This window comes from Candidatus Nitrotoga fabula (assembly GCF_905221025.1).
Classification (GTDB): domain Bacteria; phylum Pseudomonadota; class Gammaproteobacteria; order Burkholderiales; family Gallionellaceae; genus Nitrotoga; species Nitrotoga fabula.
Genome location: NZ_CAJNBL010000005.1, coordinates 173,979 through 186,104, shown reverse-complemented (window position 1 = coordinate 186,104; position 12,126 = coordinate 173,979). Strand labels below are relative to the sequence as shown.

The following is a 12,126-nucleotide window of genomic DNA, read 5'->3' as shown; positions in this document are numbered from 1 at the left end:
AATCACCTAATATTGGCTTCGCGATCAAGTGGACTCAATTGCAGCAGACGTAACCGGCTAAATTCAGCTTGGCTGCCACCCTCCCGGCGCTCAATTCTCCATAGTGCCCGCGCTGCCTCAACATGATATGGATTCATCCGTAAGATTTTCTGCAGTGCCTCTTTTTCGCTCAAGCCATGCTCACGTGCCTGAGCTAAAGACAGAAACATATTATCAGTCAACGCATAAGCAATCCAGCGGTCTTTCGGATTCGCCTGATAAGAAAAGTGTATCAACTGATTAGCCTGCTGCGTTAAACCATGCGCAGCAGCAAGCCAACTCTGTGCCAGCAGTTCGGTTGCAACATAAGCACGTTCGAAAGTTTCTTTATCCTGATCGTCAATTTCCAGAAAATTTGCGGCATTTTCCACATTGGGCCTGACTTTCAACAAAAACTGCAGCAATGATGCAACGTTTAAATCTCCGGCATAACGAGCGCGAGGCAAATGAAACTCGATGACTGGAGACCACTCATCCTGTACTTGACCACGGCTACCTGGCATTGGGCCCCAGTAACGCCCGAGCCACGTCCACCCTCCTTCACTTGCTGTCACAGCATCCTGCTGGGCTAAAGACAATCGCTGCAGATTATGCAAAAGCCCCCGTGCCCCCTTAAATTTCTGTTTTGGGCCAACCAGAGCTAAATGCATGCCATCAAGAAATATTTGCGCCTCTGGAAAGACAGACTGAAAACTATTAAAAATGATGTCCAATGACTTACTGTCAAATTGATTGAGGGCCAGCCATTGAACAAAAATGCCATCGCTGTTCAGGCGATTGCGCACGCGCTGAAATTGCTGCACGGATAACAAAGAACTTGAGCCCGCCAAATCCGGATGAAATACATCCCCAATAATCACGTCATAACTTTTCTGTTCCGCGCTCAGGTAATGCCTTGCATCGTCCCGCTGCACCCTGGTGTGACGTAACGCATTTTGATTTAACGGTGCAAACCAGGTACGCGCAGAATTGATCGCACCCTGTGATAATTCAACGGCCATGCGGTCCAAACCAGGAAACGCCAGCGACCCGGCTACGGATATGCCGGTTCCCAACCCAAGAAATAGTACAGAGCGGGGTTGTTCATGCAATAACAAGGGAAGCCGCGCCTGATTGGACTGCACGTATACTGCCGTTGGCTCAGTTGAGGCATCCATTCTCTGCAAATCGGTTAACAGAACCCGCTGCCCATCCTGTTGCTCCACCACGTGGGTCATTGAAATGGCATCTTCATAAACGTATAGATCTCGGCTTCCCGCTTGAGCCTGCGGCAATAATGTACTAACCGAGGGTAAATTGGCTAGCGGCCACGCCACCATAACAAAAATGGGCAGGGCAATCCATGCAGCACGCGACTGTGCCCATGTCAAACCCAGCATCAGCAGTAACAAAGCTGCCAGCACAACTGTCGCCGCACTTCCCCAACCCGGTATGAGTACCGTTCCAGCAATGATTGCACCCAATGCTGCACCGAGCGAATTCGCTCCATATAACCATACCCCACCGCCATTTGAACGTTTATGCAGCAAAGGAAGCCAGGCTCCAAGCACCAGCGTGACCGGCAATGTCACTAAAATAAGTAATAGCCCTTGTATCCTCAATGCTGCAAACAGCGAAACAAACTCTGTCCGTTCCACCCATGCCGAAAACTCCGGTAACAACCACAAACTTAGCAGGGAAAATCCCCCAGCAGCAATCGGCAAGATCACAAACCATGCCTGTCTGTGCCGTTGCGGTACAAGCAGGCTACCCAACCCGATGCCCAACAGAAAGGAGGCAAGAATCAAACTCAACACATACTCGGTACGCAGCATTACCATCCCGAATAACCTTGTCCAGGCAATCTGCAGAACCAGGCTTGCCGCGCCAATCCCGGCATATGCGCACAAAAATACCAAACGGGGTCGGGCCACACGCAAATCCCTGCCAACTTCCGGCACTACACGGTAACGCCATGAAATCAATAGCAGTAGAACAACCCCCAATAGCCCGATTCCTGCTACTACCCTGACTGACAAAGCCCAACCCAGGGCAGGCAAAAGCCACAGTGGCAACAATGCGCCAAAAGCAGCACCCAAGGTATTCAATCCATATATGATTCCAAGTCGCCTTGGCTCACTTCCCAGTGCGGAAATGATCAGCGGGAATCCCGCGCCCATAACAAACGCGGGGATTAAAAGCAGAAAAAACGCAACCCCCGCAACCAAACCGTACCATTGCAGCAAAGAAAATTGTTCCGCTGCATTTTCCATGGCTGGTGAAATTACCTGCAGGATAAACGGCAATACAAATGCATAAATTGCAATTCCCCCCTCCAGTGCAGCAAGCAATAGCAACGGCTGTCTGATCCGGCTAATCCTGCGTACTGCAAATAGACTTCCTGCTCCCAACCCTGCCATAAATGCGGCGACAGTCAGTACCACGGCAAAAATACTCACACCAAACTGCAATGAAAGAATACGCGCCCACAATACTTCATATGCCACACTAGTCAAACCGAACAAACCATACAATGCCGCAAGCGGCCAGTATCCGGGCTTTGGAATGACTGGTTGTGAATTTCTCATCTGTATGAATTAACCTTGCGGTACAGTAATTAAAATATGCAAATCCTGGTTGTCCCTTGACCGAACAAACTATCCAGTGCAGATATCTCTCTCGAACGTTTAAATTTTGTGCAATGCCTGAAAAGTATGGGATCATGAATCTCAACCAGACATACCATGGCCGCATTCCTTGCCAGAATGCTAAGGATCACACACGAGAATACCTGTACCTCAACTCAGGATGCATCATGGCTCTATATAGTGGAATTTCAAATGCGTAATAACGGAATACAAGGCTGAATCATCGGGAAGGGGTAAGGTACCGCAATTTAAGCGGCTGATAAGACAGTCTAAAATTTTACGTAGAATGAAAGAGCATTAAACATGATGTTCTTGTATCTGGTAATCACGGGTTATGGGACATCAATGTAAAATCTTATTCACGTTAAAATGGATAAAACCAGACAATCCCCAAAATTGCATGGACAAAAGCCAGCGTAATAGTCAGGCCAGCTGAAACCATATGCAGCATAAATACCTGCTTACCATAAATTCCCATTGCAATTCCCAGCCCACCGGTTATCAGGAGCATAATTAATAAAGGCACCCCGAGGAAAAACATTACCATCTGCTTTTTTTGCATGGGGGAAATCCCATCGGGTTTCATCTGGCTTGCCTGCTGTTCAAAAGCCTCCATTATCTTCAGGCCATCGCTCTTCTGGCCGTGGTCATCCACAGCTTTTGCTGCAGGAATAGCGGCAAAAAAAGCAAAAACCACTGCAATGAGCCACCCACCCTTTATTCCTGAACAAAAACAATTTAATACCTTGCCTATCATTTCTCTCTTTCTGCTGAAATTATCTGCTGTTCTTTTAAATCGGATTTGGATCCCGCGTAATGCCACGAAAGAAACACCATTAAAATAAACGGGACAAAAACAATACACAACAAAAAAAGAAAAATATACCAGAGCGTGTCAATGTGCACGTGCAAAAAGCGATAGCTATCCACTGCATAACTTGTTTTCACAGAAAAAACCAGAAGGGCAAGAAACATCCCCATATGCCGCAATGAATTATACACTCTCACTCTGTATGGCCCTTTACCTGTTGATTGCTTGCACAACGGAATCCGAAAAAATCAGACGCGAAATTCGCAAATGCAAAATTTCGATGAAATACTGCTGTTGAAAATGGATCGCCTTTCCACGACCCCCCACGCAGCACTTTGTAGTTTCTACCCGCCGGAATAATTTCGATTTCCTTATCACTTGTCGGCCGCACAATTTTTCCTGCAAACAAATCAGGTGGAGCATCCGTTCCGGGATAGGGCGCAAAATCATCGGACGTCCATTCGTTCACATTTCCCGCCATATCCATCACTCCATATGGGCTGGCACCTCTGGGGTATGCGTTTACATCCGTCGTTGACCCTACATTATAATAAGTATTCAGGCGATCCGGCTCCATCCTGTTGCCCCAAGGCCAGCGCCGACCATCGGTTCCTCGAGCAGCCTTTTCCCATTCCGCCTCAGTGGGCAGACGCTTCCCGGCCCATTTTGCATAAGCGCTTGCGTCATGCCAGGAAACCATGGTAACCGGGCGCAGCAATGTACCCTCAGGAATTTTACCGTTTTTCCAATGCAGGGGGGGACGATGGGAAGTTGCAGCGACAAATCTGGCATATTGAGCATTCGTTACCGGATACTTGTCTATCCAGAATGCAGGAACCTGAACAACATGCTTGGGACGATTCTGTATGTCGGCTCGCTCCATATCCGTTCCCATCGAAAAACTCCCGGTTGGAATCATCACCATGCTTTCAATTTCGTTCCACTGTTCCGGGGAAAGAAAATTTTCAATTTCTGCCGTGGTATACCCTGCCGCTTGCTTTTTCCTGGCTTCATGCTCCCTGTGCAGAACAAGATCTTCCCCAGCTGCGCGTATATGTAACGCCTCCTCCTTCAAATCGTACGTTGCACGGGCACGCATATCTCCCATGCGAGCCCGTCCCTGAGTAAGGGTAAGCAAAACTGCACCTATTCCAACTATTACAAAACATAGAATCAGGGTTGCCGAAAGATAGCGCCGGCGTAGTGCGGCTTCCTTTTCGGACAATGCTTTATTTCTGCCAGAAGATGGAGGAATGGTCATTTGGGAAGCGACCCTTTGTCTCGGGAAGCTTGCTTATATACCAGTTCGCGCGGTCTGCGACCATAAGTTCGTTTTACAACAAGTTCACCGATGACCCCCCCAAACCCGGACAGGGCCATTACGACCGTAACAAACAAAGCCCACATTCCATAGGGAAGTAATAATGCATCATCCGGAACACCACTGATGTACATGCTATCCAGATAGCTGGATGCCTTTTCGATTAATGGAGGAAAGTAACATAGCCATTTACCACCAAGTCCGAAAATTACCGCTACCAGCATACCCACAAAAAAAGGGAGGACCAGCATATCAACCATCCACAATACGTTGAAATCGAGCAACCCCCGATAAAACTCGATCTTGACCCCAAGAAAACGATCACCGAAATGATTGAGCACGCAGCCCATGATTACCGCAATCAAACCGGTTAAAAAGCGAGCGCGCGTCAGCGGTGGCAATTTGCTCATGGGCGATACTCCCGACCTGTAAGAACTTCCTGTTCAGCTTTAATAGTTTCCTGCAGATACCAATCCTGCACTTTTAGGCTTGCCATATAACTCGCAAGCAGCCGGCGTTGCGCTTCCGGTAAATGAGCATAGGAAGGCATTTGATATTCCTTCTTGAGACGCGAAGGTAACAGCTCTTGTGGCTTTGTGGCTGAAAAATACTGGTAGAGCCATTCCTCTGTGCGAATTGAACCTATCCCATCCAATATCGGCGCCGGAACAAATTTGATCAAATCCCTGACAGTCCAAAGCGAATGACAACCCTTGCAATTTTGTTCCCGGTACACATCCATGGCTGCTCGCTCCAGAGCAGCAGGAGCCGTACTGAAATAGGGTATACCCTTATCGACTTCCTGAATCGTATTCAAGCGCCATAAGTTGCGGCCCATAAACCCTGCAACAACCAGCGCGATGATTACAAAAAGAATCTTTTCACCTCGCTTCATTTGCCCTGTTTTTTCTCTTGTTGTTGGCGCATTAGAACGCGCTCACGGCTTTGCATCTGCGCCGCTTTAACCTCGCAACTTTTTGCAAATTCCTGCGGGGTCATTTTTTCTCTGTCACCCTCATCAAAAACCAGATATTTGATATCTTCGTCGAACTGTTCGTTTTTCATTCCCCAGCGTATCCAGTACACAACTGCAATGATGATCAGACCGCCAACGACCAGCCACAAATAAATAGACCATCCATCATCCAACGATTGCAAATAACTTTCCATGTTTTCCTCCGTCGTCCTCTAGGTAACTATTCAAGCAAACTTAGTACAGATTTCCGCCGAGCATCTGCAGTGCACCAAAAATGACCGCAACGACAATGCCGACAATAATCAGTGCAAACATCACCTTTTCGCCCAATCTCATTTGTTTCGGCGCATGATTTCCAAACATTACCATGAAGACAATACCCGAAAATACTATAACGCCTAACAGCATGAAAAAGAATACTCCAGTGCTGAATTGCTGACTGCGCATCCCTTCAATGCTTAGATCCAGTTTTGAAGAATTGGACGCACTGACTAGCGCATTCAAATAGCTTTCAAAATAGGGTTTCTCGAGAAATGAAAAAATGGTTATCTCCGCTTGTCTAAACGTTAAATGTCAAAAAGAATATGCCGCCAATTGGCGGCATATTCTAATCACTGCACAGGCTGAAAGCCGTTAATCCTGATTGGCCTTAATCTGTGGACTCTTGCGATCGTAATTATCTACAAAAAAACTGTAGAAGAACGGCGCCAGGAAACCAATCGAAACCACAGCAGCCATGCATGCCGGTCCATAATCAAAATCGATCATTCTATTCCTCCTTCAGAGTACATTAATAACAAATCAAGGGTTATGACGTCTTTCACCTTTGCGCCGGTCATTTTCATGGTGGCGTGGCTGCCATGTGTACGGTGGTAATCTCTTGACCGTGATGGTTACGCCAAGGAAAAACATCGTCAGGTAGAACAGGTCAATGGTATATCCCTTGTCCCACCAGGGCTGCTGACGCACACGCTTGCCATCCGGACGGAAATTACCTTCAAAATTGGCAATCTTCACCTGAGGATAGACCACAGTATAGTCCTTCAAATCAACTGTCGGATGCTTCATGATTTCTTCAATCTGAGGTTTCAACACCCTCAGATCATCCATGTCAACCGGATGCCGCCCTAACTGGGCTGCCATCGGACTGCTCTTGTTCATATCAACAATCCGCTTCATGGCTGCCGCATCGCCCTGCGTTTCAATAATGGACTGTATCTCGGGCGTATCCATCGCCTTGATATAATCCTCATAAATCGCAGCGGTAGGACGCTGGCCCCACAACGGGAATGTAGTCAGAAATGCTGTTGCTACAGTTAACAGCACCAGAGCTACCACAGGGACCGGCAAGCGGTTATTATCCTCCGTAATTCCACCGAGGTCTTCCGCCTCCCACAGTTCTTTGCTTCTCTGCACCGTTTCTGCTTGAGACAAGCTTGAAAGTGGTTCATTAAATACCCATGTCATGTCTATACCCCTTTAATTATTTCAGGTTAACGATAAAGTCAATCAACTTGCGGATTTCGCTGTCTTTTGCGTACATGGGAACATCTGGAGCACTGACCAGCTTGCCCTCACGGTATTCATCGTACTCCTGACGCCATTTGGCATAGTCGATCGTCTTGCCATCTGCATCCTTCTCACCCCATAGATAATCGAATCGAGGCATGATCGAATGCGGCTGAACCAGTCTTGGATTAAAGAAGTGTAGCATCATCCATTCCCTGGATGCATTACGCGAACCTACGTGCAGCAGGTCAGGGCCCTTACGGTCCGAGCCGAATGCGGTTGGCGATTCGCCGTTGAAATCTCCAAGCATCGGCGGAGCTCCAAACACCTGCCAGTCCTGGGTCTGCTCAGGCAGCAAGGTATGACACCACCAGCACCCCTCTCTTACAAACATGGTTTTGCCTGCACCCACATGGAAGACATCGGTGTCCGCAGCCTGCTTCAGCACATCGTCCGGAGTCCAGCCTTTTGTCGCAGTTGCATTTACCATGTAGGCAAGTGGCTTATCTTCAAAGGTAAGCAACTTGTCCGTTTTTTCAATCAGGAAGACAGCGCCATTTTCAACCCTGGCCTCCTTGATGCGACCTTCATTGACGCTCATCTCCTCCACGCCACGCCCCAGATTTGCAGTATGTGTCACGCCGTTAGGCAATGAAATACCTGCCGGATAAACATATGCGTATACAGGCTGCTGAAGCGCCTCCCCGGTTTTTGGGTCTTTTTTAACCAAAACCTTCAGTGGCTTGTTCTTCCCTTCCATGAAGAAGTCTTTAGTCTGCCAGCCGGAATCCCAACCGGATGACAGCTGCTTTTCCAGACCAGCCTCGGAACTTACCGAAGCCGCGAGGTCAAAACTTGGGAACAGCAAGGTTATGCTCATGGACAAACCAAACGCCGCTCCAAATGCTCTGGAACCAAATTTATACTCTCTAAATCTCATTTTTTTCTCCCAGTCCCTGGATAAATGTTATTGGATTAACGCTCGTAGGCCAGTTCGTGCGGCATGCGACCGACAGGAACTTCTGTACCTGCACGTGCAGTCATCCACATGTTGAACAACCAGATGATGGTGGAAGAAAATACCATCGTGCCACCCAGCCAGCGCGCGATCATATAAGGATGCTCGGCAATCACCACATCAATATATGGTACTTCGTAGATCTTGCCCGCGCCCTGAATCAGACCGGCCATGGTCATGGATATCCAGTAGATGCTAAAGCCAATCAACAACAGCCAGAAGTGGAGATTTCCTAGCGTCAGGGAATACAGCTTGCGCTTCATCAATGTCTGTAACCCCAGATACACAGCTGCGGCCTCAAGGAAGGTAGAGAAACCAAGCAAGGCAAGGTGCGCATGCGCAACCATCCACGCTGTTCCGTGCACATACCAGTTGATGGAACGAGTCTGCTGAAAACCGCCCTGCATGTTCAGCGGGATGGCCAGCAATACGCCAACCACGGTAAAACGCACTTCCAGGTTTTCTACAAACATGTTCCATTTGCCCTGCATGGTCAGAAGAATGTTCGACACAAACGCAATTGCAGGCACAAGAATCAGAACTCCTTCAACCGAGGCAAAGGATTTCAGCCACTCTGGCAGCGGAGCAGACATCAGGTGATGTGCGGCTGGAGTGGAATAGAACACAACAATCGACCAGAAGTGAAGGTGGCCGATACGGTGTGAGTACAGCGGATTGCCGGTAACCTTCGGAATCACGTAGTAGGCGATCGCTGCAGCCACCGGCGTAATCCACAGCCCCAGTACATTATGCGCAAACCACCAGGTCATGTAGGCTTCGGTCAGGCCGGTAAGATGGAAATATTCCGGCAGGTTCCCCACCAGAAACACGATGATCAGCATAAATGTGGATGCCGCAAAGAACCAGTTCGTTGTATAGATCCCCTGCGTACGACGCTTCAATATCGTCATCCAGACATTCACTGCCAACGGGATGGTGATAAATGCGGCAACGGCCAGATCAAGCGGCCATGGGAAGTCGGAATATTCACGCCCGGAAGTAATACCGGTCCACATCAGGGTCAGACCCAGAGACAGGGCTACGTTCCACATAAAGCAGTTCCACAAGCCCAGCTTCTCGGACCAGAGCCGCGTATTACCCAGAACCGGGGTGATATACATCATGGCCATTGCAAACGCCATGGATATCCATCCAAAAATAACCGCCAGCACATGCACCTGGCGCATATGACCAAAGGCAAACATTTCCACCCCTGTGACAAAATCCGGGAACGCCAGTTTTGCCGCATTGAAAGAACCCAGCCCGGTCCCGATCATGAACCATATAATGGAAGAAAAACCGAAAAACACAGCGGCCGAACCAGCCGGTATGTTCTCGTTTTTTGCAAATAAGTACTTAAGTAACATCCCGCTTCTCCTTACTTTAGCTTTTGGCAGTCAATTCTGTCTGCCCCTGTTAGCGACAACCCAACCATCTCAATCCTGATGGCAAATGGCTTATTTTTTTGAGGCCTTGTGAGGATGCACTACAGCGTCGAACTCTTCATGCAAGATTTCGCCGACCGTACCACCCTGAACCTCGCCCAAAGTATCCGTTCCATCCGCCAGATGTATACGCTTGTGAGGCATCAGCACATACCAAGACAGCCACATACTCGAAAACGCCAAAAGCATACAGCACGTCCCCGCAAATATTACTAGCATTTTTCCCCTCCTTCATTTATGGTCTTCATATTCATTGCACCCATTACTCCAGACACTTATCCGATCTAAATTTAGCCGTGACGAGCATTTTCAATCGTATCGTGGCGTTTCAGTCCCAGCGCAAGCATTAAGGTAAACACCAAACCAAAAAGCAGCATCCATAAGGTCATGAACCCATTAAATGTAGTAGGCACGTACGCGTCCATCATCATCCCACCCCAATCTTCAAACCCACCACGACCCATCCAGCACATCAGGGCAGCCCCAAACACGCTCCCATTACCCATGCCAGTAACAAACCCGGCAATGATAATTACCCAAAAAGATCTAGCTGGTATTGATTTCCTTTGCATGTTGCATTCCCCCCGGTTTTATCTAAAAGCCTTAGATACTTTACTCATTTTTTTCGCAGAATCCGGATTCACCAAGCAAATTCAAGGTTAAACCGAATTCCCCTTCTACACTACAGTAATGGCGCAAGAGCCCAGCAGCTACAAAAATTCAGTCATATAAAAATGCAGTGTTATAATAAAACCCTACGCCAAACCTTGTCAAGGCATAGTTCAGTCTAGCAATCAGATATATATTTATGAGCTTTAAGCATTTCATGTCGCGCATCCCTCCTCAATATCAGGGATTTTTTTCATTATCCCTTTGGGCAGCGGCAACTATTTTATTGCTACGACGAGACCTGTTCAGCCTGGAAGAAGGTGGATCCAAGGCTCTGCTATTAGGCTGGTCAATGGCGGACCAGGTTGCTGCATCTGTCGTTACTTTTGGTGCCCCCGATTTACGCGCCCTGCTTTTTTTGCCTGTAGCCTTTCTCTTTACGGGCCAGGTCTTCGCAGCCAAAGTGCTGACCATTTTCTTGACTGCCCTCTCGATCTGGCTGCTGTATCTTTGGAACCGCCGCAATTTCAACTCGGAAAGCGCATTAATTGCCAGCGGACTGCTAATCATATCCCCATCGGTACTCGAACATATCGATTCCCTGGCGCCCGGCATTTATCTTCTACCCGCATTTACTTGCGGAGCATGGCTTAACAAGGAATACCGCAGCAACCCGCGCCCTGGCGGTGGGTGGTATTTTTGCCAGTTACTTCTAAGCGCATTCTGTGTCAGTCTGCATCCCATCGGGCTTGCCTATCCCCTTTCCCTGCTTTGGTCATGGCTCAAGGATCCGCTGGATAGCCGACAGCAAAAATTTTTTCTGATCGGCATCAGTGCCATTTCACTCTTTACACTACTGCTTTTGCAGGGCTGGCATCATGTGCACTGGTTCCAGAACCCAGTCAGTAGCCTTACCATTACTGTACTTGGCTCACCACTACAGGAACAACCGGTTGCTTCTTCAAGCTGGATTACAGGCGGCCTGTTGCTGATCTCCCTGATCCTTGTGATCGTCTTACAGTTCCGGGCTATCTGGTCCGATTTTACAGGCCGGATGCTGCTGGTCGGTTTAGCCGTGGGAGCGACTAGCAGCGATTCAGCATGGGGAATCATCGCGTTGTGTTTACTTCTGTACTACGGAACCCCTTTGTTGTTGCAGTTTCACCATTTGGGCTCAGGCAAAAATTTCCTACAGCAGCGCGGTCTGATCCTGCTGACTGTCATAATTCTTTCTGCGTTATTTATGCGAGCAGACAGGAAACACTACGAAATTCGCCAGCTTGGCATTCTTTCAGGAGAGGACCAGTTGATCCGGGTTATTTCCGATGAAGCCGAAAGCGCGCGCAAAATTGCAGAGAATGGCAAGGGTAAAAGAACTGCCCCCCATTTTCGCGTGGCCAGCCAATGGCCCAGTCGCACCATGATTGCATGCAGGTGCGACACTCTTCCATTACCGCCTGCCGCAAAGGATCCGGAAGCACAGCTCGCAATGATGAGCAGCATTACCCACCTGTTATTTAACCCGCGTCAAGCCGACAATGCCCCGCTTGCACGGAATCTGGCCGTTCATGGAGGGGATGTCATCGAGACCATCGCATTACTGCCTGACGGGGTTCTCCTGCATTTCAGGAATGCCGTCATCCCAACCCGGCCCTGACAGCAGGCCTGAAGTTTTCCAGGTGACATGAATTGACCCGCCCCGTCAGGTGATTTCAAGGGAAAAGCAAGATTCCGCCAGGTGGAGGTTGGGATGTAGCAATTTAAATGGGTA

General features: G+C 48.5%; 15 protein-coding genes. 2 read left to right on the top strand and 13 right to left on the bottom strand.

Going from position 1 to position 12,126, the window contains the following annotated elements; genetic code table 11:
- Positions 1 to 2: 2 nt before the first annotated feature.
- Positions 3 to 2,606: a fused MFS/spermidine synthase gene (locus KJA68_RS01845; protein WP_213035210.1), complete on the bottom strand. Its 2,604-nt coding sequence runs from the start codon at positions 2,604 to 2,606 to the stop codon at positions 3 to 5.
- A 424-nt stretch (positions 2,607 to 3,030) separates the two neighbouring features.
- Entirely contained in the window at positions 3,031 to 3,228 is a 198-nt protein-coding gene (locus KJA68_RS01840) for a hypothetical protein (RefSeq protein ID WP_213035209.1), read from the bottom strand.
- Between KJA68_RS01840 and KJA68_RS01835 the strand changes: the two genes are divergently transcribed.
- The gene (locus KJA68_RS01835) at positions 3,227 to 3,511 is read left to right on the top strand and encodes a hypothetical protein (protein ID WP_213035208.1); all 285 of its coding nucleotides are present in this window, start codon (positions 3,227 to 3,229) and stop codon (positions 3,509 to 3,511) included. The genes KJA68_RS01840 and KJA68_RS01835 overlap by 2 nt on opposite strands.
- A gap of 159 nt (positions 3,512 to 3,670) precedes the next feature.
- On the opposite strand, the gene KJA68_RS01830 is transcribed toward KJA68_RS01835, so the two are convergent.
- From KJA68_RS01830 to KJA68_RS01785, 11 genes are all read right to left on the bottom strand, one after another.
- Positions 3,671 to 4,738, bottom strand: coding sequence for a formylglycine-generating enzyme family protein (locus KJA68_RS01830; protein WP_213035207.1), 1,068 nt, complete (start codon positions 4,736 to 4,738; stop codon positions 3,671 to 3,673).
- Complete coding sequence (locus KJA68_RS01825) at positions 4,735 to 5,208, bottom strand: hypothetical protein (protein ID WP_213035206.1); 474 nt, start codon at positions 5,206 to 5,208, stop codon at positions 4,735 to 4,737. Before KJA68_RS01825 ends, KJA68_RS01830 begins: the two co-directional genes overlap by 4 nt.
- Positions 5,205 to 5,693 carry a c-type cytochrome gene (locus KJA68_RS01820; protein ID WP_213035205.1) on the bottom strand — a complete coding sequence of 163 codons (489 nt, stop codon included), beginning with the start codon at positions 5,691 to 5,693 and terminating at the stop codon, positions 5,205 to 5,207. The genes KJA68_RS01825 and KJA68_RS01820 overlap by 4 nt, the downstream gene beginning before the upstream one ends.
- Complete coding sequence (locus KJA68_RS01815) at positions 5,690 to 5,968, bottom strand: hypothetical protein (protein ID WP_213035204.1); 279 nt, start codon at positions 5,966 to 5,968, stop codon at positions 5,690 to 5,692. The genes KJA68_RS01820 and KJA68_RS01815 overlap by 4 nt, the downstream gene beginning before the upstream one ends.
- Before the next feature lie 40 nt (positions 5,969 to 6,008).
- Positions 6,009 to 6,278 (bottom strand): hypothetical protein, encoded by a 270-nt coding sequence (locus KJA68_RS01810; protein ID WP_213035203.1) that lies wholly within the window; start codon positions 6,276 to 6,278, stop codon positions 6,009 to 6,011.
- 129 nt (positions 6,279 to 6,407) lie between these two features.
- On the bottom strand, positions 6,408 to 6,542 hold the full coding sequence (locus tag KJA68_RS10965) for a hypothetical protein (RefSeq protein WP_281412122.1): 135 nt from the start codon (positions 6,540 to 6,542) through the stop codon (positions 6,408 to 6,410).
- Between the two features lie 33 nt (positions 6,543 to 6,575).
- Positions 6,576 to 7,241, bottom strand: coding sequence for a hypothetical protein (locus KJA68_RS01805; protein ID WP_213035202.1), 666 nt, complete (start codon positions 7,239 to 7,241; stop codon positions 6,576 to 6,578).
- Positions 7,242 to 7,257: 16 nt separating this feature from the next.
- On the bottom strand, positions 7,258 to 8,223 hold the full coding sequence (locus KJA68_RS01800) for a cbb3-type cytochrome c oxidase subunit II (RefSeq protein WP_213035201.1): 966 nt from the start codon (positions 8,221 to 8,223) through the stop codon (positions 7,258 to 7,260).
- Between the two features lie 35 nt (positions 8,224 to 8,258).
- A complete protein-coding gene (locus KJA68_RS01795; RefSeq protein WP_213035199.1) occupies positions 8,259 to 9,668 on the bottom strand; it encodes a cbb3-type cytochrome c oxidase subunit I in 1,410 nt (469 codons plus the stop codon).
- 90 nt (positions 9,669 to 9,758) lie between these two features.
- Positions 9,759 to 9,965 carry a hypothetical protein gene (locus KJA68_RS01790; protein WP_213035198.1) on the bottom strand — a complete coding sequence of 69 codons (207 nt, stop codon included), beginning with the start codon at positions 9,963 to 9,965 and terminating at the stop codon, positions 9,759 to 9,761.
- A 71-nt stretch (positions 9,966 to 10,036) separates the two neighbouring features.
- A complete protein-coding gene (locus KJA68_RS01785) occupies positions 10,037 to 10,318 on the bottom strand; it encodes a hypothetical protein (protein WP_213035197.1) in 282 nt (93 codons plus the stop codon).
- A 236-nt stretch (positions 10,319 to 10,554) separates the two neighbouring features.
- On the opposite strand from KJA68_RS01785, the gene KJA68_RS01780 reads away from it, so the two are divergent.
- Positions 10,555 to 12,012, top strand: coding sequence for a hypothetical protein (locus KJA68_RS01780; protein WP_213035196.1), 1,458 nt, complete (start codon positions 10,555 to 10,557; stop codon positions 12,010 to 12,012).
- Positions 12,013 to 12,126: the final 114 nt, after the last annotated feature.